The 23,634-nt window shown below is 36.2% G+C and carries 21 protein-coding genes and 1 rRNA gene; 6 read left to right on the top strand and 16 right to left on the bottom strand.

Going from position 1 to position 23,634, the window contains the following annotated elements; all coding sequences use genetic code 11:
• Positions 1-1,135: ribosomal RNA gene (locus DESAMIL20_RS10385) — 16S ribosomal RNA — on the bottom strand; the annotation flags it as partial.
• A 237-nt stretch (positions 1,136-1,372) separates the two neighbouring features.
• On the opposite strand from DESAMIL20_RS10385, the gene DESAMIL20_RS10380 reads away from it, so the two are divergent.
• Positions 1,373-1,750, top strand: a complete 378-nt coding sequence (locus DESAMIL20_RS10380; RefSeq protein WP_086034810.1) for a hypothetical protein — start codon at positions 1,373-1,375, stop codon at positions 1,748-1,750.
• 130 nt (positions 1,751-1,880) lie between these two features.
• Here the strand turns inward: DESAMIL20_RS10380 and DESAMIL20_RS10375 are convergent, their stop codons facing one another.
• Genes DESAMIL20_RS10375 through mobA form a run of 15 tightly spaced genes read right to left on the bottom strand, consistent with a single transcriptional unit; the run spans position 1,881 to position 16,819 of the window.
• Entirely contained in the window at positions 1,881-3,338 is a 1,458-nt protein-coding gene (locus tag DESAMIL20_RS10375) for an NADH-quinone oxidoreductase subunit N (protein ID WP_086034809.1), read from the bottom strand.
• 10 nt (positions 3,339-3,348) lie between these two features.
• The gene (locus DESAMIL20_RS10370) at positions 3,349-4,911 is read right to left on the bottom strand and encodes a complex I subunit 4 family protein (RefSeq protein WP_086034808.1); all 1,563 of its coding nucleotides are present in this window, start codon (positions 4,909-4,911) and stop codon (positions 3,349-3,351) included.
• A gap of 13 nt (positions 4,912-4,924) precedes the next feature.
• The gene (gene nuoL, locus DESAMIL20_RS10365) at positions 4,925-6,814 is read right to left on the bottom strand and encodes an NADH-quinone oxidoreductase subunit L (RefSeq protein WP_086034807.1); all 1,890 of its coding nucleotides are present in this window, start codon (positions 6,812-6,814) and stop codon (positions 4,925-4,927) included.
• 12 nt (positions 6,815-6,826) lie between these two features.
• A complete protein-coding gene (gene nuoK, locus DESAMIL20_RS10360) occupies positions 6,827-7,123 on the bottom strand; it encodes an NADH-quinone oxidoreductase subunit NuoK (RefSeq protein WP_086034806.1) in 297 nt (98 codons plus the stop codon).
• An 8-nt stretch (positions 7,124-7,131) separates the two neighbouring features.
• On the bottom strand, positions 7,132-7,638 hold the full coding sequence (locus DESAMIL20_RS10355; protein WP_086034805.1) for an NADH-quinone oxidoreductase subunit J family protein: 507 nt from the start codon (positions 7,636-7,638) through the stop codon (positions 7,132-7,134).
• Complete coding sequence (locus tag DESAMIL20_RS10350; protein WP_204218614.1) at positions 7,635-8,087, bottom strand: NuoI/complex I 23 kDa subunit family protein; 453 nt, start codon at positions 8,085-8,087, stop codon at positions 7,635-7,637. The genes DESAMIL20_RS10355 and DESAMIL20_RS10350 overlap by 4 nt, the downstream gene beginning before the upstream one ends.
• A 10-nt stretch (positions 8,088-8,097) precedes the next feature.
• The gene (gene nuoH, locus DESAMIL20_RS10345) at positions 8,098-9,099 is read right to left on the bottom strand and encodes an NADH-quinone oxidoreductase subunit NuoH (protein WP_204218613.1); all 1,002 of its coding nucleotides are present in this window, start codon (positions 9,097-9,099) and stop codon (positions 8,098-8,100) included.
• 1 nt (position 9,100) lies between these two features.
• On the bottom strand, positions 9,101-11,452 hold the full coding sequence (locus DESAMIL20_RS10340; RefSeq protein ID WP_086034804.1) for a 2Fe-2S iron-sulfur cluster-binding protein: 2,352 nt from the start codon (positions 11,450-11,452) through the stop codon (positions 9,101-9,103).
• Between the two features lie 9 nt (positions 11,453-11,461).
• A complete protein-coding gene (gene nuoD / locus DESAMIL20_RS10335) occupies positions 11,462-12,658 on the bottom strand; it encodes an NADH dehydrogenase (quinone) subunit D (RefSeq protein ID WP_086034803.1) in 1,197 nt (398 codons plus the stop codon).
• Between the two features lie 11 nt (positions 12,659-12,669).
• Entirely contained in the window at positions 12,670-13,215 is a 546-nt protein-coding gene (locus DESAMIL20_RS10330; RefSeq protein ID WP_086034802.1) for an NADH-quinone oxidoreductase subunit C, read from the bottom strand.
• A 15-nt stretch (positions 13,216-13,230) separates the two neighbouring features.
• Complete coding sequence (locus DESAMIL20_RS10325) at positions 13,231-13,692, bottom strand: NADH-quinone oxidoreductase subunit B (protein ID WP_025391348.1); 462 nt, start codon at positions 13,690-13,692, stop codon at positions 13,231-13,233.
• Positions 13,683-14,033 carry an NADH-quinone oxidoreductase subunit A gene (locus DESAMIL20_RS10320; RefSeq protein WP_086034801.1) on the bottom strand — a complete coding sequence of 117 codons (351 nt, stop codon included), beginning with the start codon at positions 14,031-14,033 and terminating at the stop codon, positions 13,683-13,685. Before DESAMIL20_RS10320 ends, DESAMIL20_RS10325 begins: the two co-directional genes overlap by 10 nt.
• A 50-nt stretch (positions 14,034-14,083) precedes the next feature.
• Entirely contained in the window at positions 14,084-14,779 is a 696-nt protein-coding gene (locus DESAMIL20_RS10315; protein ID WP_086034812.1) for a pseudouridine synthase, read from the bottom strand.
• Positions 14,776-16,248 (bottom strand): RNA polymerase sigma factor RpoD, encoded by a 1,473-nt coding sequence (gene rpoD, locus DESAMIL20_RS10835; protein ID WP_086034800.1) that lies wholly within the window; start codon positions 16,246-16,248, stop codon positions 14,776-14,778. The genes DESAMIL20_RS10315 and rpoD overlap by 4 nt, the downstream gene beginning before the upstream one ends.
• Positions 16,241-16,819: a molybdenum cofactor guanylyltransferase gene (mobA, locus tag DESAMIL20_RS10305; RefSeq protein ID WP_086034799.1), complete on the bottom strand. Its 579-nt coding sequence runs from the start codon at positions 16,817-16,819 to the stop codon at positions 16,241-16,243. The genes rpoD and mobA overlap by 8 nt, the downstream gene beginning before the upstream one ends.
• A gap of 84 nt (positions 16,820-16,903) precedes the next feature.
• On the opposite strand from mobA, the gene DESAMIL20_RS10300 reads away from it, so the two are divergent.
• Genes DESAMIL20_RS10300 through DESAMIL20_RS10280 form a run of 5 tightly spaced genes read left to right on the top strand, consistent with a single transcriptional unit; the run spans position 16,904 to position 23,618 of the window.
• Positions 16,904-18,901: a mechanosensitive ion channel family protein gene (locus DESAMIL20_RS10300; protein WP_086034798.1), complete on the top strand. Its 1,998-nt coding sequence runs from the start codon at positions 16,904-16,906 to the stop codon at positions 18,899-18,901.
• Entirely contained in the window at positions 18,898-19,233 is a 336-nt protein-coding gene (locus DESAMIL20_RS10295; protein WP_086034797.1) for a phage holin family protein, read from the top strand. The genes DESAMIL20_RS10300 and DESAMIL20_RS10295 overlap by 4 nt, the downstream gene beginning before the upstream one ends.
• Before the next feature lie 11 nt (positions 19,234-19,244).
• The gene (locus DESAMIL20_RS10290; protein WP_086034796.1) at positions 19,245-20,396 is read left to right on the top strand and encodes a nicotinate phosphoribosyltransferase; all 1,152 of its coding nucleotides are present in this window, start codon (positions 19,245-19,247) and stop codon (positions 20,394-20,396) included.
• On the top strand, positions 20,393-21,148 hold the full coding sequence (locus DESAMIL20_RS10285; RefSeq protein WP_086034795.1) for a TatD family hydrolase: 756 nt from the start codon (positions 20,393-20,395) through the stop codon (positions 21,146-21,148). Before DESAMIL20_RS10290 ends, DESAMIL20_RS10285 begins: the two co-directional genes overlap by 4 nt.
• On the top strand, positions 21,138-23,618 hold the full coding sequence (locus DESAMIL20_RS10280; RefSeq protein ID WP_086034794.1) for a sensor domain-containing phosphodiesterase: 2,481 nt from the start codon (positions 21,138-21,140) through the stop codon (positions 23,616-23,618). Before DESAMIL20_RS10285 ends, DESAMIL20_RS10280 begins: the two co-directional genes overlap by 11 nt.
• Positions 23,619-23,634: the final 16 nt, after the last annotated feature.

The raw sequence follows: 23,634 nt of genomic DNA, 5'->3' as shown, positions 1-23,634 counted from the left end.
GTTGCGCTCGTTGCGGGACTTAACCCAACATCTCACGACACGAGCTGACGACAGCCATGCAGCACCTGTGCTAGCTTTCTTGCCCGAAGACAAGAATCGTTACCCTTTCGAGCTCCTACTACTAGCATGTCAAACCCAGGTAAGGTTCTTCGTGTACCTTCGAATTAAACCACATGCTCCACCGCTTGTGCGGGCCCCCGTCAATTCCTTTGAGTTTTAATCTTGCGACCGTACTCCCCAGGCGGGATGTTTAACGCGTTAGCTTACGGCACTGAGAAGTGTACTTCCCAACGCCTAACATCCATCGTTTAGGGCGTGGACTACCAGGGTATCTAATCCTGTTTGCTCCCCACGCTTTCGCGCCTAAGCGTCAGTTGCGTTCTAGCAAGCCGCTTTCGCCACTGGTGTTCTTCCTGATATCTACGGATTTCACCCCTTCACCAGGAATTCCGCTTGCTTTTCCCGAACTCGAGTTTTGCAGTATCTAAAGCAGCCCATGGGTTAAGCCCAAGGATTTCACTTTAGACTTACAAGACCGCCTGCGCGCCCTTTACGCCCAGTGATTCCGAATAACGCTTGCACCCTACGTATTACCGCGGCTGCTGGCACGTAGTTAGCCGGTGCTTCCTCTGCAGGTACCATCAAGCTATAAAAGGTATTAGCTCTTATAACCTTTTTCCCTGCTGACAGGAGTTTACAACCCGAAGGCCTTAATCCTCCACGCGGCGTTGCTGGGTCAGGATTTCTCCCATTGCCCAATATTCCCCACTGCTGCCTCCCGTAGGAGTCTGGGCCGTGTCTCAGTCCCAATGTGGCTGATCGTCCTCTCAGACCAGCTACCCGTCGTAGGCTTGGTAGGCCATTACCCTACCAACTACCTGATAGGCCGCGGATCCATCCCAAAGCAGAAGCTTGCAAGCAGAGGCCTCCTTTCTTTATACCTCTTGTGAGGCATAAAGGTACCCGGTATTAGCGCACCTTTCGGCGCGTTATCCCAGACTTTGGGGCAGGTTATCCACGTGTTACTCACCCGTGCGCCACTTTACTTGAAGGTTGCCCTTCTTTCACGTACGACTTGCATGTGTTAAGCACGCCGCCAGCGTTCATTCTGAGCCAGGATCAAACTCTCAGTAAAAAACTAAAAGTTGTTTATTTGCTCTTCATCTGGAATTTTTCAAAGAACTTGTCATAAGCGACAGTTGTGTAATATATTCTAAAACTATTAGTTTGTCAAGGGGTTGGAGATGTTTTTTAGTGAATTTTAAAAAGTCTTTAGAGGATAGGGATATTTTGCATACATATTGAAAAGGAAAAAGGGGACAGGCTACTTTATTCTATCTTCTATTTCTTTTTTGGTCTTCCATTTCGCTTTATGGTTGATTCCAAGCCAAATACTTTTTTGATTCTTGCTTGCCATTTTTTACCTATAAAAGTAGCCTGTCCCCTTTTTTCCTTTAATACTGATATGGGTTTAATAACAGCAGAAAGAACATTTCAGACAATTAATAAAGTTGCAGAGTTTTGGTATGGTGTGAAATACGGCTATGATGTTGCAACAATCATAGAGGGTAACATTAGTGTTGATAATTTTGGAAAGCAAACAAAGGTTAGAGCTAACTTCATGCAAAAAGTTGTTAATACAAAAGGTGGTATTACAAGCGTAAAACAAATAGAAGACCCCAAACTTTATCAAGATTTTTTTGCTCAAGCTCAAAAAAGCATTTTTATAGAAAAAGAGAAAGTTTATTAAAATAAGAAAACGGAAAATCTCTGACTTAATAAATGGGCACGTCTTAATAAATTATTAGCTCAAAGTTTCTTTACCTGATTTAGAATAATAAAGGCGAGTCTTTTGTAAAAAAGAGCTCGCCAAAAATTTCTTAAAATGCTATTGAATGAAGCGCAATTGACAAAATGTAGCTTGGAAATAATCCAAATATTATTGTGCCCACAGCACCAATTAGTATTGTGGTTTTTAGTAACCCAGAATTAAGTACGCTGAATTCGCCTTCTGCGTCGCCTTTCATATACATAGTTACAACTACATTCAAATAAAAGTATGCAGAAATTGCACTATTTATTACGCCAATTATTGCAAGCCAGTATAAATGCGACTGAACGGCTGCAGAAAATAGATAGTACTTTCCTATAAAGCCCACAGTAGGTGGCACGCCAGCAAGTGAAAACATAAAAATTAGCATAGCAACGCCAATTAATGGGTGCTTGTATGCTATGCCTTTTAGATTTGCAATTTCTGTATTGCAATCGCCTTTTTTGCTAATGTATTCTGCTACGGAAAATGCACCTAAATTCATAAATACGTACCCAAAAAGATAAAATAGCACTGCACCGTATCCTAAGCTGCTTGCCGCAGTAATACCTACAAGCATATAGCCTGCATGGGAGATACTTGAGTAACCAAGAAGCCTTTTTAAATCCTTTTGCCACAAAGCTACTGTGTTACCAAACGTCATAGTAGCAGCTGCGATAATCCATAACATTTGCGTCCACTCAATTTGGATTGGGTGCATGCCTACAACCAAAAGTCTCATCAGCGCCAAAATTGCAGCAGCTTTTGGTGCAACAGACATAAATGCGCTCATAGGTGTGGGTGCGCCTGCGTATACATCGGGTGTCCATGCGTGAAATGGAAATGCAGCTATTTTGAAACCAAAAGCTATAAAGATCAACATAAATGCTAGAATACCTAAGGCTTTATATATGGCTGCCGCTTTTGCAAGGTCTAAACTTATTATATTTAAATCCACGCTACCAAACAAGCCATACATTATACCAATACCAAGCACCAAAAAACCAGATGCAAAAGAGCCCAATATAAAGTACTTCATTGCAGCTTCTATACTTTCTGATTTATTTTTTAGAAAGCCTGTCAAAATATACATACCAATCGAGAGTGTCTCAACGCTAATAAACATTACAATGAGGTTGTAGGTAGATGCAAAAAACATCATTGCAACGCTTGAAAACAGTATAATAGAGTAATACTCCCCAATGTTTATGTCTTCTCTGTCAACAAAATTAACACTCATTGCAATGGCTAATATACCAGCAATAATTATTACAAGATCAATAAAAAGTGAAGCATTATCTGTAATAACCATGCCAACAAATGCACTTGTGCTACCTGTGTCAAACATCATGACACTTGCAATACCAGCCAAAATAAATCCCATTAGCGCTATAAATGCATTGGCGCTTTTTTCTGTTTTTGGCAGCCACAAATCTACAAGCGTCACAATAAACCCAAAAATCGTCAAAATTAGCTGAGGAGCTATGGCTATCAAATCATTTACGCTGTAATAGGCTAAAAAATTCATACACTACCCCTTAATTAAGCGCTTTTTTAATAATTACTTTATTATCAAAAGAAACCTTACCGTTTAAACTTGGATTTACATTTGTAACTTTTGTCTGCTCTACCAAATGGTTTACACTTGCATGCATCTTGGATAAAAATGTATTTGGGTAAATACCAATCCAAAATACAAACACTACAAGCGGCACCATATAAATCCACTCTCTTATATTAAAGTCTGTTAAACTCAAAAGTTTTGGGTTTAGTGGTTTTAAGAATACAACACGCTTAAACATAGTGAGCATATAAACAGCTGCAAACAATCCACCAAAAGCAGCTATGATTGCAAATACTTTATGCGACTCAAACGTACCAAATAACACCATAAACTCGCCTATAAAGCCATTTGTGCCAGGTACGGCAATGGAAGAAAGCGTAAATATCATAAAAAATACGCTAAATATCGGCACAAGTGATGCAAGCCCGCCGTATTCTGAGATGAGCCTCGTATGCATTCTCTCATACACAATGCCTACGATCAAGAAGAGCGCGCCTGTCGATATACCGTGATTTATCATTTGCATTAAAGAGCCTTCTATGCCTATTGTAGTTAGAGCAAACATGCCAAGCATTGAGTATCCCAAGTGAGACACGGATGAATATGCAACAAGCTTTTTGATATCTGGCTGAACCATAGCAACAAATGCACCGTAGAATATACCAATAAGTGAAATTATCAAAATTATATCAACAAACTGATGCGTCATAGAAGCAAACATAGGCAGGTTAAACCTCAAAAAGCCGTATGTGCCCATTTTCAATAAAATACCAGCAAGTATGACAGAGCCTGCAGTGGGCGCTTCAACGTGTGCCCAAGGAAGCCATGTATGGAATGGCCACATGGGCACTTTGATTGCAAAAGCCAAAGCAAAAGCTATAAATAGCCAAAATTGTAAATTTACCGGTAGTGGTTGTGACATTAAAGTTACCATATTAAATGTATATTCGTGGTAATATGTATGATGCAAGAAGTATAGGGCCATAAGTGCCACAAGCATAAATACGCTACCAAAGAATGTGTAAAGGAAGAATTTCATTGTGGCAAATACCCTATTCGGTCCACCCCAAATACCAATCATCAAGTACATAGGGATAAGCTGAAACTCCCAAAATACATAGAACAAAAATATATCCAAAGATACAAAAACGCCCAGCATACCCGTTTGTAAAAGCAATAAAACTATATTAAACTCTTTTGTTTTTTGAGTTATGCCACTCCATGTAGAAAGCTGCGCAATTGGCGATAAAAATGTTGTAAGCAGAACCAAAAACAAGCTTATACCATCTATACCAAGGTAATAATTCATACCTAAAGAACTAATCCATGGTACTTTTTCAACAAATTGCATCTGATAAGTTGAAGAATTAAAGTAGAAAAATAGCGGCAAAGACACTATAAAGTCAAGCAATAATACAATAAATGTCACCCACCTTATAGCGCCTTCTTTTTTGCTATCAATTAATGAAACCAGTATTGCACCAATTATTGGTATAAACACAATAGTTGAAAGAATTGGAAAATGCAGTTGATTCATTTTTCACCTCGCCTTATATAATCCTAATTAAATACCAGCTGGTAAGCAACATTACGCCAATTGATATCCAATAAGCATAATGGCTTACAAAGCCTGTCTGTAGTGTCCTAAACAGCCATCCAATTCTTTTTGATATCCACCCGAATAAATCCACACCCGAATCTATAATTTTGACATCTACAATTTTCCATAAGAAATACTCAGATACCCACCAAAATGGCTTTACTATGAAAAAATACACAAACTCGTCAGCATAGTAGGTGTTGGCAAGCAATGTATATACAGGTTTAAATGTATTGGCGATCGTATCGGCCGTAATCCACTTTTTGATATATATCACCCACGCTGTAAAGATACCAATCAAACCCATACAAGCAGATATACCCATTAGTAAAGCTTCTGAGTAGTGGGCTTGGTTAGCTACCTCCAATGTTGGTGCAGTGCGTGCAATGAAGGCTTCAATTGGTATTTCACCACTTATGTGCAAGCCTACCCAACCACCAATGATTGATAAAATACCCAAAACCCACATAGGAATTATCATTACTCTTGGTGCTTCATGTGTATGGAGCTCGTGGTATAGATTCGGCACTTTTTCTTCACCATAAAACACGCTAAATACAAACCTAAACATGTAAAATGCTGTCATAAATGCAGTAATCTCGCCTACTATCCATATAATGGGGTGCCCCATATCCAGTGCGCCAGCTAAAATTGCATCTTTGCTAAAAAAACCAGCGAACGGCGGAATACCTGATATTGCCAAAGAGGCTATAACCATCAAAACTGCTGTTTGGGGCATCTTCTTTCTAAGTCCACCCATTAAATCAGTAGAAAGTAAACCCCTCATAGAGTGCATTACAGCACCTGCACCCAAAAAGAGTAAGCCTTTAAAAAATGCGTGCGTCATTAAGTGGAATATACCAGCCCAATAAACGCCAACGCCAACGCCTATAAACATATACCCCAGCTGAGAAAGAGTTGAGTATGCCAATATGCGTTTTATGTCTTTGTGTGTAAGCGCCATCGTTGCAGCATAAAAAGCAGTAAATGCGCCTACTGATGCTACAACTTCCATTGCAATAGGGCTCATATCGTAAATTGCGTTTGATCTTGCAACCATATATACACCAGCGGTAACCATTGTTGCTGCATGTATCAAGCTTGAAACGGGCGTTGGGCCTTCCATAGCGTCCGTTAACCAAATATATAAGGGAAATTGTGCGGATTTACCCATTGCACCCAAAAATAAAGCAAGTCCAATAATTGTTGCAGTTTCTGGTGTCAATACTTGATGGACAAATGGAAATACATCAGCGTATGTTACAGAATGAAAATTAAACAAGATAAATAAAACACCAATAATAAAACCCGCATCACCTATTCTGTTTACAACAAAAGCTTTTTCTCCAGCATCTGAGGCTGTTTTTTTATCATACCAAAAGCCAATTAGCAAGTATGAGCATAAACCTACGCCTTCCCAACCAACAAACATCAGGAGGTAGTTGTCCCCTAAAATCAGAAGAAGCATTGAAAACACAAATAAATTAAGGTACGTGAAATACCTAGCATACCCTGGATCGCCTTTCATATATCCGTTTGAATAAATATGAATCATCCATGAAACAAATGTAACGACAAACAGCATTACAGTAGAGAGTGAATCTATCCTTAAGCCAAAAGGGATATTAATTTTGCCAAATGGCATCCATATAAAGTACACATAATCGTAAATGTTGCCTAAAATTACTTGCCATATAGGGTAAACGGCACTTAAAAAACTCAAGCCCAAAGCGCTTGCGGCAATAACTCCTGCATAGTGTTTGGTCCATTTGCCAAATAGACCATTGATTAAAAAACCAATTAGAGGCCAGATAATAATTAGTAATACCAATGTTTTCATATCTTTCCCCTTTTACTTTCTAAGTGTAGTAAAATCGTTTATATCTACACTTTTCTTGTTTTTATACATCATAGCCACTATAGCTAAACCCACAGCCGTTTCACTTGCTGCAACTGCTGCAACAAACAAAAACATAACCTGACCCGAAACATTGCCTATGTAGTATGACATCACAATTAGCGCCATACCAGCGCCATTTATCATAAGCTCAAGCGACATTAAAACTATCAAAAAATTCCTTCTAATCATTGCCCCTGTGGCGCCTATTGCAAAGAGCAATACACTAACAAACATATACGCAGCTAACATTTTGCCTCCTAAAGATCCTTTTTAGTAAGTGCAACTGCGCCAAATAACGCAATCAACAGCACAATTGCAGTTATCTCAAAAGGCAACAAATACGATTTAAACAGTACATCACCTATAGCTTTTACATTGCTGCCTGCAATTGATAGATTTTTGCCCATATATACCGTATTTATCTTAAGTTTAGACGCTATAACAATAAAATCAAGCAATATGCCAAGACCAAACAATGCTCCAAAGTAAGCCTGATTGTTGAATCTTTTTAAGCTAGCAATAGTTAACCTATCCATAGTGTACATTGCTATTACAACCATTACCGTAATGGCACCAGCATAGACAATCAATTGAAGCATTGCAATAAAAACCGCATCCAGCATTACAAAAATACCAGCTGAACCAATAAACGATAATACCATCCACATCGCAGCTCTAAATGGATTTTTTGTTACAATTATACCAAAACCACCACCAACTGCGAAAATTGCTAAAATTGCGAAAACCACTATTTCCACACTCATAGCTCACCTTCTTTTTTTTGCAATTTATTATTGTTATATTCTAAGCCAACTTTTATCAGGTCTTCTTTGGTAAAAATAAATTTTTCCCTGTCATAGCCTGCAAGTTCGTACTTATCACTCATGCTGATTGCAAGCTCAGGACAAACCTCAACACAAAGCCCACAAAAGCAACATCTTCCTAAATCTATATTGTAAATAGCAGGACTTTTCGTATGGTCTTTATTCTCTGTGGGTATAATCTCTATGCATTTAGATGGGCACACTTCTTCGCAAAGCCCACAGTCTATACACTTAATTTTTTGGCTCTCTTCGTGCAAATTAAGAGCATGAAGCCATCTACCTCGCTCTGGCACATTAAGCCTTTGCGTGGGATACTGGCATGTTACTGCGTGCGTAAAAAGATACTTGAGCGTAACGCTTAAACCTTTTCTTAAATCATTAAACAACATACCAACCTCCCTAAATTATAGGCATGTGCACAATCAGTGCAAAACCTGTCCACAAAATATTTAACACTAACAGAGGCAGTAGTTTTTTCCAGGCTATATCCATTAACTGATCGTACCTATAACGAGGAAATGTTCCCCAAAACCATGTAAACATAAATATAAATAACAATACTTTAAGCCAATACCAAACAAATCCCGGCAATATGGCTGGACCGCTCCATCCACCCAAAAATATAATGGCTGCTAGGGCTGATACTACAAATATTGTTACATACTGGCCAAAAAAGAACATAGCCATCTTAAGTCCGCTAAACTCTGTATTGAAGCCGGCAACAAGCTCGTTTTCTGCTTCTGGCAAGTCAAAAGGTACCCTTGAAGCAGAAGCTACCATGGCTATCACAAAAGCCACGAATGCAAAAGGCTGGTAGAAAATCAACCACAAGTGCTGCTGCTGAAAGGCCACAAAATCCGTCAAATTAAGTGATTGAACCATAAGTATTGGGTTTAGTAAGGCAAGTGCAAGTATTATCTCATAGCTTACCACCTGAGCTATCTCACGCTCTGCGCCTATAAAAGAGTACTTATTACCCCCAGATGAAATACCAGCAAGCATTACACCAAAACTAGACAAACCCATCATTGCCAAAATGTACAACAAGTCTACATTTGAATGAAATACGCTAAAATAAAATGTTGTGCCATTTGAAAGCTCAATAGGCGGGAAAAACGGTATAGCGGCTGCGGCAGCAAAAGGAAAGGTGGGGGCTAAAATTGGTGCTAACCAAAATAGTGGCTTATCTGCCCTTGTTGGTATAATATCTTCTTTAAAAAAACTCTTGACAGTGTCTGCCAAAGGTTGTAACAAACCATAAGGACCAACTCTTTTTGGCCCAATGCGCTGTTGCATATGGCCTATAACTTTCCTTTCATACCATGTAGCATACATAACATATACACTTAAAACTGCTACCAAAACAAGTAATTTAACAATACCTATTATTACTTCAATCATTTTAAGCCCCCTTTTCGCTTTTTGTTAAACCGACCCGCGCTAAGTTATTGAAACTACCCGTGATATTGTATAGATTTGCATTTTCAAACCATAATTGCCCGCTTATCAGAGATTTTGGCATCTTTTCATCTACTTTGACAGGTAGTGTCACAAACGCATTATCAACCGACACTTTTGCAAAATCATCGTCCTTCAACCCAAGGCTATCTGCATCTTCTTTATTTATGTGCAATAACGATTGACTTTGTGCTAATTTTGCACCTTCACCATAACCTGAGTAAATAGATGTTCTAAATTTAGAGTAGTTTGCCAAAAATCTAAACTCACCACTGCCTTTTATGCTTGTATTAGTATTTACTGAATAAATTTTGTCAGCTGGGCCCTTTAGTTTAATTTTTTTGTCTTTTATTTGCAACTTTGCACTCGATAAATTGTAACCCAGGTTTGTTGATAGCTTAAACAAAAACTCCCATGCTGATGCTACCTCGCTGAGAACAGTTTTGTTTACATTATTAACTCTTCCTTCTGCATTAACAAAGGTACCGTTTTGACTTGTAAAGAAAGGTACAGGAATTATTACATTTGCAGCTAAAGAGGTTTTACTTTCAAAGGTATCAAACAACACGATATTTTTTACATTATCTCTTACAATTTTAGCATCATCATCACTTAAAAAGCTGTACAAGTCAACGTTTAAAAGCAAGAGTGTTTCAATTTTGCCAGCCTTTGCAAATTCGAGAAGTTTATCAACGCTAAAATCACTTGATAAACCATAACCGTTATATAAAGTTCCAAAGGCATTATTATACTTGCTTGAAGCGTAAACTTTAATTTTATCTTTTAGCAAAAGCGCAACATTTGATACAGCTTTTGCAATTTCTTCTCCAAAGTCACGCTCAAGAGCCTCTTGGCACACAACAAAAGCTATCTTGGAGGCTTTTTTTACCTCTTCAATTATGCTTGAAACATCAAAATCCGATTCTTTTAGACTCTCAAGGCCATCTAGCCCAGCACCAAAACCTTCTGATTTCAACGCATAAGTAAAAGATGCTAAGAAATCCAATTCTTTGCCAGGCTCATACCTAAGAGGTATAGATCCAAGCGTATCAATTTTTGTATCCTTCCAGTATACACTTACTACCTTTGAGGTTTTAAGTAATTTTACGCCTCTTGTTATTGCCCAGTCTATGCGAGGCATCTCATTTGCAATATCTCCACCAAAACAGATTATTAGGTCACTCTCAGAAATCTCCGAAAAATCATGAAAATCATTTACACTTTGTGGCAAATATTTGTATAGTTTTGCAATATGTGTGGATGAGAGGCTGTCTATATTGTTATTTGATAACGTATTGTTAAAAAACATTTTAAATGCACGGCTATCTTCTTGCGTTTCTCTGGCGCCACTTATGCCAAAAACCTTCTCTTTTGGCGTATTTTTCAAAATTTGAGATAACTCTAAAATCATAGACTCTTGATTGAGCGTTTTTGAGTCTATTGAATACTCTTTGATTAGTCTATCGGATTTACTTACAGAATAGTTAAATCTGCCCAAATTACACAAGTTTGCCATATTTGGCGTAGATTCTTCGCTTGTTACCCTGAGTATCTCGTTGTTTTTAACATTTAAATCCATCTGACAGCCAGATGAACAAAAACCGCAAGTAGTAGGGATTTTTTCCATTTCCCAGGCTCGAGCTTTGTATTTGAATAACTTACTAGACATAGCGCCCGTTGGGCAAACGCTTACACACTGACCACAAAACTCGCAATCAAGTGGTTTCCCATCTTTTGTATCTATTTCTTTTCTATCTCCATCTTTTTTTACCAAAGCCAAAATACCAAAATTCACCACTTTATCGCAAACTGCGACGCACCTTCTGCACTGTATGCACAAATTTGCATCGTGGTGTATGATTTTCCACTCGTAGTGTATGGTGCCCTGGGGTATTGTTAAAGGATCGGTTTGGGCTTCTTTTGGGTTTTCGCTAATATTAAACTCGTAGTTTATATTTTGAAGATCGCACTCACCACTTTTATCGCAAACTCCGCATTGCAATGGATGGAAGGTATCCCACTCGTAGATTATTTCTTTTCTTAGTGTATCTAAAGCAGGAGAATTTGTGGTAACTTCCATGCCCTCTTTTACCTTTCCTGCACACGATAGCATGGGTTTTTTCATGCCAGCAATTTCAACAGCACAAATTCTACAAGCACCAACCGCACCAAACCTGTCAGAATAACAAATAGCTGGAATATATATTCCATTTTCTCTTGCTGCCTGCAAGATGCTCAATTCGTTGTCTACTTCAAACTCTCTACCATCTATTTTAATCTTAATTTTTTTACTCATAATGCACCTCTACCTATCACATTCGCCAAAAACAAAATCTAAACTGCCGATTACCGATATAATATCCGCAATATAATGCCCTTTTAGCATAACTGGCATAGCGCTTAGGTTTATAAATGACGGAGAGCGAATTTTCATTCTATATGGCACGCCTTCGCCGTTTGAGTAAATGTAAAAACCTAGCTCGCCTTTTGGGTTTTCAGCACCAAAGTAAGTTTCTCCAACTGGCGCTTTTATACCTTGTATAACTTTTACAAAATGCTTCATTAGTGCATAATTTTTCTTCATTGTATCTTCTTTTGGATCCCAAACACAAGGATTGTCCTTCATCATTACAGGTCCATCTGGGATTTTTTCTATACATTGCTCTAAAATCCTATTAGACTGGATCATCTCGTCCATGCGCACAAGGTAGCGATCATACACATCACAATTGTGGTAAACCGGTACCTTAAAATCCAGTTCAGGATAAACCGAATATGGCATATCACGCCTTAGATCCCAATCAATACCAGAACCTCTTGTGCAAGGACCTGCAATACCCCAATTGATAGCATCTTCTTTAGAAATATACCCAATGCCCTTAGTTCTTTTAAGCCAAATTCTGTTTTTGGACAATAATGTATGATATTCTTTTACTTTTGAAGGGAAAAGCTTAACAAATTCTTTTAATTTCTCCATAAAGCCATCTGGTAAATCGCGTGCGACGCCACCAATTCTTATGTAATTGTAAGTAAGCCTGTTACCGCAAGCCATTTCATACATATCGATAATATATTCTCTTTCTCTAAAGCAATAAAGAAATACTGTCATAGCACCAATATCTAAAGCATGAGTTGCAAGCCAAACTAAATGGGAGGCAATCCTGCCAAGCTCAGCCATAATAACGCGAATGTACTCTGAGCGCTCTGGTATATCTTTGCTAATACCAAGCAGTTTTTCTATAGCCATCGCGTAAGCAAAGTTATTGTTCATTGAAGCTAGATAATCAAGCCTATCTGTAAAGGGCATAAATTGTTGATATGTCATATTTTCGGCAAATTTTTCAAAACCACGATGCAAATATCCTACATCTGGGTCAGATTCAATAATTCTCTCACCATCAAGCTTTACAACAAACCTCAAAACACCATGTGTAGAGGGATGCTGTGGACCCATATTTACTGTAACTTCCCTTTCATTTTCAGCAACATAAGTTTTATTCATGCTCCATTCTCCTATTTTTGGATTAAGCTAAAAGGCTTTCTTGTGTGCCTTGGCCTTTTTAGCTGACCAAGTGGCAAGTGTTTATCTAACCAAGCATCATCTTCTGGCCTTCCTTTTAGCGGATAATCTTTTCTTAATGGATAACCTGTCCAATCCTGTGGCATTAAAATCCTTCTTAAGTCTGGATGGTTAATAAAAACTATCCCAAACATATCGTAGGTCTCTCTCTCGTCCCATGTAGCTGATTTATATATATCCACGACACTTTCTAGCTCTTGATTTTCTTTGATATTGGTTTTAATGCGCATTTGAAGTTTATGAAGAAGCGATCTAAGCTGATAGACCACCTGAAAACGGTGCTCAGCTTTTACACCAAAATCTATAGCTGTAACAATCACTAAATATTCAAAACTTAGCTCATCGTGCAAGTATTTTAAACAATCATGTGCAATATCACTAGAAACAAGCAAGCTATACTCACCTCTAAACTCACTTGCTTCTAAAACACCCTCACCAAACTTAGCCTTGACCAATTCTACAACGCTTTGACTATCCATTGCTAACTCCTTGTTTTATGTATTCATCGAACCTTCTTTCTTAATTTTTTCCTGCAATTTCATTATACCGTATAGCAAACTTTCCGGCCTTGGTGGGCATCCTGGCACATAGACATCCACAGGAATTATTGTATCAACGCCTTGCACAACACTGTATGAGTCGAACATTCCACCAGTGTTTGCACAGCTGCCCATTGATATAACCCATTTAGGTCTTGGCATCTGATCGTAGACTTTACGTGCGGCTATTGCCATTTTTTTAGTTAGCGTACCTGCAACAATCATAACATCAGAATGCCTTGGAGATGCTCTAAAAACTACGCCAAACCTATCTAAGTCAAACCTTGAGGCACCTGTTGCCATCATCTCTATAGCGCAACATGCCAAACCAAACGTAACAGGCCAAAAAGATGAATACCTACCCCAACTAACAAGCTTGTCTAATTTTGTGGTAATCCAGGCATTTTCTATTCCCATACAAGCGCTCCTTTTTTATACGCATAAATCCAACCAACAAATACCATTATAATAAACAAACCCATCTCAATAACACCCAAAATACCCAGCTCTTTAAAATACACAGCCCATGGATACATAAATATTGCTTCTATATCAAACAGTGTGAACATAATAGCGATGATGTAAAAACGAACATTGAAATACCTAAATTCGTTCACCATAGGCGCACCGCACTCATACAAATCGTACTTTTCTTTATCATACTCATGTGGCGCAAGGTATCTTGCGGCTATAACCATACCTGCAAAAATTAAAAATAGCAGCAATAATGCGACAAACGCAATCAACCAATTAGTCATACACCAAAAACCTCCTTATTGGAAAGTTACAATTCGCGGGCAATTTTATACTATAGCTTGTCTTGTGTCAATTGTAATATTTCATTTTTTTCTAAAAACCTATACTCGCCTGGTGCTAAATTGCCCAATTTTACACCTCCAATCGATATTCTTTTGAGCATATCTATACCAATGTCAAATTTCTTAAAAAATCTTCTAACAACCCTATTTCTGCCTGAATCCATTGAAAGTTTTATCCACAACCTATTTTCTGTAAATGATATAAATAAGGGCTTAAAAAAGCCATCTTCAAGCATAGTGCCTTTCGAAAGTTTTTCTAGCAAAGCGTTTTCGAGCTGCTTTTTTGTTTTAATTAGGTAAATTTTTTTTACCTTTTTAGAGGGGTGCGCAATTTTATTTGCAAATGATCCATCATTGGTAACAAATATCAAACCTTCAGATAGATAGTCGAGCCTCCCAACAGGGAAAACCCTTACATCTAATTGATTAAAAAAATCTCCAATACATCGGTGCGCGCTATCACTTACACTTGATATTACAAAAGGAGGTTTATAAAAAGCAAGGTATAATTTATTTTGGGGTCTAATCAATTTACCTTTGTACAAAACGCTCGCCTTGTCTGAATCAATATCTATAAAATCTTTTACTGGCTTACCATCGACGCTGATAAACCCGTCTTTAATGAATTGCTCAACTTTTCGCCTTGAACCCAAACCACAGGCTGCTAAATACCTATTTAACCTCATTCAATAAAGCTCACTAGCGCTTTAGAACGCTTTGGGTGTCTCAATTTTTTAATGGCTTTTGCTTCAATTTGTCTTACGCGCTCTCTTGTTACGCCAAGCACCCTGCCTACCTCTTCAAGTGTATGGTCAAAACCCGTAGATATGCCAAACCTCATGCGCAGTACCTTTTGTTCTCTTTCGCTTAAAGTGGATAAAACCGTTTCTATCTTTTCTGAAAGATCAGATTCAATTACTGTATCAAGAGGGGAGGCAGCATTTTTGTCTTCTATAAAATCCTCTAATCTTGTATCTTCTTCATCACCAATAGGCGTTTCTAGCGATATGGGTTCTTTTACTATTTTTAAAATATTTTTAATTTTTTCAATTGGTACATTAAGGCTTTCCGATAACTCTTGTACACTAGGTTCTTTGCCGTTTTCTTGCACTAATAGTTTAGATGTTCTAACAATTTTATTAATGGTTTCTATCATATGTACGGGTATGCGAATCGTTCGCGCTTGGTCTGCAATGGCACGAGATATAGATTGTCTAATCCACCACGTAGCGTATGTAGAAAATTTAAAGCCCCTTTTATAATCAAACTTATCAACGGCCTTCATAAGACCTATATTGCCTTCTTGAATAAGGTCTAAAAACGACAAACCCCTGCTTAAATACTTTTTAGCAATTGAAACGACAAGCCTTAGGTTTGCCTTAATCATTCTTTGTTTTGCGGTTTCTATTAAAAGTTTGCTCTTCCCAAGATTGTTTATTAGATCAAATACCCGATCCTTCTCTAAACCCGGCTCCATTTCATAAGCTTTTTGCTTGAAGTTTTCTATCATGTTTCCAATGCAAGTATCATTTAGGGAAATTTCAATAAGGTTGTGAAGAATTTTTTCTTTATATTCTGGTTTTATTTCTTTTTTATACAAGAAAAGCGTGTCTTTTATCTCAGAAAAAACAATTAAAAATTTTTGCTTGGTGGTAAAATCTTCCTCTTCATCTTGTTTAACATCATCAAAAGAGCTATCAAGCGCATTTGATATGTTTTTTAGCTTTACTATGTTGCTGCTTATATTGTATATCAAATCATCCAAAGCCCACCCAAAAAAAGGTACTTCGATAAGTGTTTCTAACAATGCATTCTTTTCGTCAATGATTTTTTTTGCAAGCTCAACCTCTTCATCTCTGTCTAGTAAATCTATAGTACCCATCTCTGAAAAATACATCTTTATGGCACTTTTAATTTCTGTGTCTTCTTCTAAAAGTTCCTCTTTAACAATGGGTGTTGTTTTTTTTACATCAGCTTCGCTATCTAATATATCGATATTGAGGTCGTCACACTTGTCCATTAGGTCATCAATTTCTTCAATATTTATTTCATCTGGCAAAAGTTTATTTATATCATCATAGGTTAGGTAACCTTTCTTTTTACCTTCCTCTAAAAGACTATTTGCAAAAACTTCTTCATTTAATAATTTATCCATTCGTTCCTCCAAGTAAACTAGCGTAATCTTCTTTTGTATTTATATTTACAACCGATTCCTCTATATTACAATTGAATTTTGATATATACTTAACTTTAGAATCATTAAGAAGTCCTTTTATGCTAAAATAATTGCCCGCTTCGATTTTAGCGTATAAAGATTTACTGTAAAAACCATGCAACACTTGAGGTTTTTTGATTAAAGGCAATACACACTCATATGAGCCATCAACATAACTAGCCAACTCCTCTATACACTCTTTTGAAATATTCGGCATATCACACCCACACACGAATAAGTAATCTTTTAGCGTTTGTTTCAAACCCTGTTTCAAACCCTCAATAGGCCCAAAATAGCCTTTTTTATCTTCTACGACTTTTAGCCTGTTATTTATAATTTGTGTATATTTTTTACTTTCGTCAACAGATATAATTACTTCTTCAAAAACTTCTAATAATCTGTTAACAATTATGCTTATAAACGGTTCGTTGTTTTTTAGCAAGTAAGCCTTATTTTGTCCAATTCTTTGAGATTTGCCCCCACACAATACAAGCGCACCAAGTGTCAACATTTCTACCACTTGCTATAAAGTAATGAAAACTTCTAAAAAGTCAATAGTATTGACACACAAAACTTTTTTATATATAAATTTGCCATGAGATTCTTAAAAATACTTATAATTGCTGTTATTTTGGCAATAACTTTAAAAGAAAACTCATACAGTGCTGTTAGCGGTTCAATACAAAAGCCTCAAGATGAGATAACAGCGATCAATAAACTTGAGCAACAAAACTACATTCAAATCAGTAAAACAAAAAATCCAGAAACACTTGACAAACTTTATGTAAAAATAGACTTATTAAGGGAATTAAAAAGTATATACTCCACAAAGCCAAAGCTTCAAAATGAAGAAAAACTCGATCGGCTACTAAAAGCAAAAGTTGTCTATTTTGACGAATTTAACAATTTTGTAGATTACTTAACAAACCTAAGCAACACAATAAATAGCCTAGAAAAAATAATCCAGCACTTAAGCGAAAGAAAAAAAATACTGAATGAAGAGTTCTTATCAACGCAAAAAAACACACTTGATGAAGAACTCTTAGAACTACGGTATAAAATCACACAAGCAAAACTTGACCAAGCTAAAAAAAGTATTGACAACATAAATCAATTTCTAAACAATTCTTATAAATCTATGAACAACATAACACACAAAATCGCACTAGATCGATACGCATTAGAAAACATCAATGGAAAAATTAAATCTCAGGAAAAATACTACGACGAAACACAAGACAGTATTGTATCCCAAAATATACAACTTGATACGCAAATCCAGCTTTTAGTCTCCCAAATATCCCACTCTTCATACAATTCCTCTTATCTCCAAAATAGATTGGCTCAATTAGAGAACCAAAAACTCTACAATGAAAACCAATTGTTTGCTATAGGCATATCTATAATTGATCTAAAGATTAGACGCTATTTAATAGAAGTTATTGAAAACAAAAATTCCACGCAAACAGCATCTATTTACACACAAATACAAAAAGAAAGCCAAAAAATTGAAAATTCAATTGATACAAATATGCAATTCATCACAAACTACTCTCCACCAAATTATACTGCAAACTCTCAAGTATCCTATTTTGCTTATTTTAAACAAACATTGCTAGATTTAATGGCATACAAGCAAAACTTAAGCCTGTTAGATGCCAAATTAAACACAATTAAAAAAATAATGTTGCACATACAAAATCCTTCCATATACGCTATAAACAAAACGGTAAAATCCATAAAGGAAGTTGGCATTCAAATCTTCAATATATTAAATTACTCATTTTTTGAGTATAAAGGGATTAACTTATCACTATCGCTTATATTAAAAATAATTATCCTACTTTTTTTGGGCTTTCTGCTTGACAAGCACTATAAAAGAAGTTTAGAAAAGCTTAAAATGCATCAATCTATAGGCGAAGCAAACATTCAAATTCTAAAAACACTTGGCTCATATACCATTGTGATTATAATTTTGGCTGTATCGCTAACATTTGTGGGTGTCAATGCATCTACTATTGCTTTAATTGCCGGCGCACTCAGTGTTGGACTTGGTTTTGGTTTGCAAAATATTGCAAATAACATGATTTCTGGTATAATAATAATATTTGAACAGCTTGTTAAACCTGGCGATATTATAAATATACCAGAAAATAACATAAGTGGTGTTGTTGTGGAAACAAAACTAAGGTCTACAATAATCAAAGCTTATGATAACACTGATATCATTGTCCCAAATTCCTACTTTATAAACTCTAAAGTTATAAATTCCACATATTCAACTGGGGCAATAAAACTAAAAATCCCATTTATTGCGGACATTAACTCAGATATTGAGAAAGTAAAAAATATTGTTATTGAAGAACTAAATAAACAAGACTATATTTTAAAAAGTGACACATACACGCCAAAGTGCGTTTTGCTAAAGCAAAGCATATATGGTCTTGAGTTTGAAGCATGGGCTTGGATTGAAAAAAGTGACTTAAAAGCACCCGTTTGGCTACAAGAATTGTATTATGTAAAAATCATCGAGGCACTAAAACAAAACTCAGTGGTGCTTGCCAGCATAAATCGCCTTTTGGAGGTAAAATGATTTTTTTAGTAAAATGGATAATAAGTTCTATTGCCTTAGGTATTAGTGTCATGATAGTAAAAGGATTGCATATGGAAGGAGTGTTTTCTCTAATAGCAGCAAGTTTAGTCATAGGTTTATTAAATACATTTATAAGGCCTTTTTTAATACTCTTGACACTACCTATAAGCATCTTAACGCTAGGATTGTTTACACTCGTCATTAATGCAATGTTGTTTTACCTTGCCTCTTACATCGTAAAAGGCTTTGTAGTTGAAAGTTTTTTTAGTGCACTTGCAGGCTCAATCATAATGAGTATAATAGCTTTGATATTAAATGCCTTTGTAGATTAGGGGGTAGGAAAGTGTTTATTTCAACAAAAGAAGATATACTAAACGGAAAAGTTACGGACGTTTATTTTGATAGAACCGTTTATACTTTGAAGGTAAAAAGCTTAGATAAAAAAGTAAAAGCAGAAGTTAGCGTTAAAAAGCTGCCCAAAAACTACAAATGGGGTGTGTTTGTTGGCTTAGAAGAAGTTTTAGAACTCTTAGAAAACAAAGATTTAAATGTCCGAGCTATAAAAGAAGGCAGTATTTTTAGAGAAAACGAGCCAGTGCTTGAAATTGAAGGTTTATACAGCGAGTTTGCAAAATTTGAGACAGCAATTTTGGGTTTTTTATGCCAGGAATCAGGTGTCGCCACAAAAGCCGCAAGACTTAGAAAATTGGTTAAGAATAAACTGCTTTTGTCTTTTGGTGCGCGACGAATGCACCCTGCCATTGCTGTTGCTATCGAAAGGGCTGCATACATTGGCGGATGCGACGGCGTTTCTACTATGCAAGCCGCAAATGTTTTAAATATAAAGCCAAGCGGTACCATACCGCACTCGCTAGTATTACTTGCAGGTGATACTGTAGAAGCTGCAAAATATTTTGATGAAACAATGGATGGTGATGTCCCAAGAATTATACTAATAGACACATTCGGCGATGAAAAGTTTGAAACACTGAGGGTTTATGAAGCACTGGGCAAAAAATTAGCAGGCGTGCGTCTTGATACGCCAAGCTCAAGAAAGGGTAACCTAAGGGCTATAATTGAAGAAATACGCTGGGAGCTAACTTTGAGGGGCGCAGACAATGTAAAAATATTTGCAAGTGGTGGTCTTGATGAAGAAACTATAGAGCCACTTGTGGATGTTGTAGATGGATTTGGCGTAGGAACAAGCATATCAAGTGCAACTACAATTGATTTTTCTATGGACATAGTAGAAATTGATGGAAAACCTATAGCTAAAAAGGGTAAAAATTCTGGATCAAAAAGCCTCTTTAGGTGCAAAAAGTGCTTTAGTGATATGGTATTGCCTTACACTTCAAAGCCACAAGAATGCTCATGTGGTAACACTATGGAAGATATTCTTGAATACTTTGTGCAAAAAGGCAAAACTATCGAACTGCCAGATATTAAAAATATAAGGGAGTATGCACTAACAAGCTTAAGATTTGTAGATTTATGAAAATTATTGACACACACGCTCACCTTCAATCAGAAGAATTTAACGCTATATTGGATGATGTAATTAATAGGCTTGGGATCGTTGAGAAGGTGTTTTTAGCAACATCTTACGTAAACGATATTAAAAAAGCCTGTGAAATTACACATAAATACGACAATTTATATTTTTTTGCAGGCATCCACCCTCATTACGCAAATGAGTTTAAAATTGGCGATTTAGACATCATAGAAAATTATCTTAAAGATGAAAAATGCATAGGCATAGGCGAAATCGGCTTAGATTACTTCTATAATTATGCACCAAAAGATACACAAAAAACATTATTTTCTAACTTGCTTGATTTAGCAATCTATCACAATAAATGGGTGTCAATACACATAAGAGATGCAACAAAAGACGCCATTGATATTTTAAGTACAAAAAACAACCTAAAAGCTATAATTCACTGTTTTAATGGAGATTTAGACTTGCTCAAGCTTGCTTTAGATAAAAATTACCTTTTAGGCATAGGTGGTATTGTAACATTCAAAAATTCGCTTATCAGACAAAACATTACAAATGTACCACTTAAAAATATGGTGTTAGAAACAGATGCACCGTATTTAGCACCAGTACCAAAGCGAAGCAAAACTAACGAACCGTCTTTTTTGCAGTACACGCTTAATGCACTTTGCAGTTTAGTAGGCGCTCAAGCAGAAGAAATTGCTCAGATTACATACAGCAATAGTTTAAGAGTTTTAAATGATAAATAGCTATTTTGACTCTAACCTAAAAGATACAAACAGACAAATATTTGATAAACTATTCAGTATTTGCGAAACTATCGAAAAAAGAAACGTGGATCCAAAGGTTAGAGAAATACTTAGAGATTTTTTAACAAATAAGCTTAAATCAACCAATTTTAATGAGTTTGACGACCCTGCTAGTTTTTTGAGTTTTATAACTGAATTTTTGGATTTTGCGCACAATGTGTTTTTAGAACACAAAATAGACAATTTAAAAACACTCGAAAACGACATATTAAAAGTTGTTTTGCTCGAGAGTCTATCTATCTCAAGGCAATGTGTAACAAAAGCACAGCTAAAATTAAACGAAGCAAAATCTATCTTAAATAAACTCTATGACGGCGTACTTGTAATCGATATAAAAACGCGCAAGGTGCTAGCTTGCAACAAATCCATAGAGCACATTTTAAAAGCAAACAATTTAGTTGGTCAAGATGTGCTAAATTTTACTCAAGATGCCAAGAAAACATACTATCAAAATTTGTTTTTAAAGTTTGCTGAAAAAACAAAAGGCATCACAGAAATACTAGAGTTTAAAACCCAAAACAACGATTCCCTGCAATTAGAAGCAAGCGTAAATATGCTAAACGAGTCTGCAATGGTAGTTGTGTTCCGTGACATAACAAAGCGCTTAGAAAATGAGAAGCTGCTTGTAAGGCTAAACAGGCTATACGAGGTTCTCTCAAGAATTAACAATTTAGTTGTGCGCATACAATATATTGATACACTCTACAAAGAAGTATGCAACATTTTAGTTAATTGTGGCCAATTTAAACTAGCATGGATTGGCTGTGTGGATTCAAAAACAGAAAAAATAAAACCAAAAGCATATGCTGGCTACAAAAAGTATTTAAGAAACATTGTTGTATCAATTGAAGAAGACAAACCCGAAGGTGCTGGCCCATCAGGCATAGCCATTAGAGAAAACCGTATCGTTGTATGCAACGATATACAAAACAGTCCTATAATGAGGCCGTGGATAAAGCAAGCCAAAGAATCTAACTTTCGCTCATCAATTACTGTGCCTATAAACCTTATACATACAAAAGGCCCTTCCAAAGTTTTAAAAGCTTACTCCGATGGAATAGACTACTTTGATGAAAAAGAGGTAAAGCTATTTGAAGAAATTGCAAGCGACATAGCATATGCAATAGATTTTATAGAAAAAAAGAAAAAAATAACCTTTTTATCATCTTTTGACCCTCTAACGAACTTGCCAAACCGGGTAACATTTGGCTATACGATAGAGTCTTTTGTAAATCGAAAAAAAGAATTTTCTGTAGTTATGCTTGATATTAACAACTTCACAGCTATAAATAACAAATATGGCTACATAAAAGGTGACTATATAATTAAAACAATTGCAAAATCAATATTAGAAATTGATAAAATTTATTATGCAGCAAGAACAGGCAGCGATGAATTTGGTTTCATTCTAAATACATCAGAAAAAGACGAAATACTAAAGATTGCAGAATCTATCGAAGAAAAAATAGAATCGCTAAACTTTGATATAGATCTTAGTTTGGGCTTTAGCGTTGGTGTAAGCATTTATCCAAAAGATGCAGATACTCAAGATAAACTTATAACAAATGCTGAGATTGCCCTTTTAGATGCAAAGGAGAAGCACCTCTTTATTGGCTTTTACCAACAAGACTCAAACATTCAAATCCAAAAAAAATTAGAGCTTCAAAATAGACTCAAAAATGCAATTAAAAATAATGAATTCGTTCTTTATTACCAGCCAAAACTGTCTTTAAGTGATTTTTGTGTTCGCTCTGTGGAAGCATTACTTAGATGGAACTCGAAAGATGGTATAGTTTTACCCAATGAGTTTATACCAATATTAGAAGAAACAAGGCTAATAATTGAGTTAGGCTACCAAATTTTTGAACAAGCAATAGACCAAATTAAGGCATGGCAAAAAATTGGTTTTACAATAAGCGTTGCAATTAATCTATCTGCTGTTCAATTAGATGATGCAAATTTTTTAGAAAAAACTTTTACATTAATAAACAGATCCAACGTTGACAGAAACCTAATTGAGATAGAAGTCACAGAAAGCACGCTTATTAAACACTTGGATAGACTCACAAAACTAAATGAATATGGGCTAAAAATCTTTTTAGACGATTTTGGTACAGGCTACTCATCCTTGTCATATCTAAAAGAAGTGCCCATTAGTGGCATTAAGATAGATATAGCCTTTATTAGAGAGATGTTTGAGAAAAAAAATTTTGAGATACTAAAAACTATTATAAATTTATCAAAGGCCCTAAATCTCAAAGTAATTGCAGAAGGCGTAGAAACAAAAGCGCAAGCTAATGCATTAAAGTCGCTTAATTGCGATGAGGTTCAGGGTTTTTTGATTGCAAGACCCGCTTTAGCAAAAGATATAGAACATTTATTTAGAGGTCCTTTCTTGATTGGTAAATAAAATAATAGTCAAATTC

The organism is Desulfurella amilsii (genome assembly GCF_002119425.1).
Taxonomy (GTDB): domain Bacteria; phylum Campylobacterota_A; class Desulfurellia; order Desulfurellales; family Desulfurellaceae; genus Desulfurella; species Desulfurella amilsii.
Note: the sequence above shows the minus strand (reverse complement) of the source record. Positions and strands in the feature narration are given on the sequence as shown.

Excerpts from the sequence above, each read along its gene's own strand:
- DESAMIL20_RS10375 (WP_086034809.1), bottom strand. The coding sequence starts at position 3,338 with ATGAATTTTTTAGCCTATTACAGCGTAAATGATTTGATAGCCATAGCT.
- DESAMIL20_RS10340 (WP_086034804.1), bottom strand. The coding sequence starts at position 11,452 with ATGAGTAAAAAAATTAAGATTAAAATAGATGGTAGAGAGTTTGAAGTA.
- DESAMIL20_RS10330 (WP_086034802.1), bottom strand. The coding sequence starts at position 13,215 with ATGGATAGTCAAAGCGTTGTAGAATTGGTCAAGGCTAAGTTTGGTGAG.
- DESAMIL20_RS10355 (WP_086034805.1), bottom strand. The coding sequence starts at position 7,638 with ATGAGTGTGGAAATAGTGGTTTTCGCAATTTTAGCAATTTTCGCAGTT.
- DESAMIL20_RS10295 (WP_086034797.1), top strand. The coding sequence starts at position 18,898 with ATGATTTTTTTAGTAAAATGGATAATAAGTTCTATTGCCTTAGGTATT.
- DESAMIL20_RS10325 (WP_025391348.1), bottom strand. The coding sequence starts at position 13,692 with ATGGGAATAGAAAATGCCTGGATTACCACAAAATTAGACAAGCTTGTT.
- DESAMIL20_RS10315 (WP_086034812.1), bottom strand. The coding sequence starts at position 14,779 with ATGAGGTTAAATAGGTATTTAGCAGCCTGTGGTTTGGGTTCAAGGCGA.
- mobA (WP_086034799.1), bottom strand. The coding sequence starts at position 16,819 with ATGTTGACACTTGGTGCGCTTGTATTGTGTGGGGGCAAATCTCAAAGA.
- DESAMIL20_RS10285 (WP_086034795.1), top strand. The coding sequence starts at position 20,393 with ATGAAAATTATTGACACACACGCTCACCTTCAATCAGAAGAATTTAAC.
- nuoD (WP_086034803.1), bottom strand. The coding sequence starts at position 12,658 with ATGAATAAAACTTATGTTGCTGAAAATGAAAGGGAAGTTACAGTAAAT.
- nuoH (WP_204218613.1), bottom strand. The coding sequence starts at position 9,099 with ATGATTGAAGTAATAATAGGTATTGTTAAATTACTTGTTTTGGTAGCA.
- DESAMIL20_RS10300 (WP_086034798.1), top strand. The coding sequence starts at position 16,904 with ATGAGATTCTTAAAAATACTTATAATTGCTGTTATTTTGGCAATAACT.
- nuoL (WP_086034807.1), bottom strand. The coding sequence starts at position 6,814 with ATGAAAACATTGGTATTACTAATTATTATCTGGCCTCTAATTGGTTTT.
- rpoD (WP_086034800.1), bottom strand. The coding sequence starts at position 16,248 with ATGGATAAATTATTAAATGAAGAAGTTTTTGCAAATAGTCTTTTAGAG.
- DESAMIL20_RS10370 (WP_086034808.1), bottom strand. The coding sequence starts at position 4,911 with ATGAATCAACTGCATTTTCCAATTCTTTCAACTATTGTGTTTATACCA.
- DESAMIL20_RS10320 (WP_086034801.1), bottom strand. The coding sequence starts at position 14,033 with ATGACTAATTGGTTGATTGCGTTTGTCGCATTATTGCTGCTATTTTTA.
- nuoK (WP_086034806.1), bottom strand. The coding sequence starts at position 7,123 with ATGTTAGCTGCGTATATGTTTGTTAGTGTATTGCTCTTTGCAATAGGC.
- DESAMIL20_RS10280 (WP_086034794.1), top strand. The coding sequence starts at position 21,138 with ATGATAAATAGCTATTTTGACTCTAACCTAAAAGATACAAACAGACAA.
- DESAMIL20_RS10380 (WP_086034810.1), top strand. The coding sequence starts at position 1,373 with ATGGTTGATTCCAAGCCAAATACTTTTTTGATTCTTGCTTGCCATTTT.
- DESAMIL20_RS10350 (WP_204218614.1), bottom strand. The coding sequence starts at position 8,087 with ATGTTGTTTAATGATTTAAGAAAAGGTTTAAGCGTTACGCTCAAGTAT.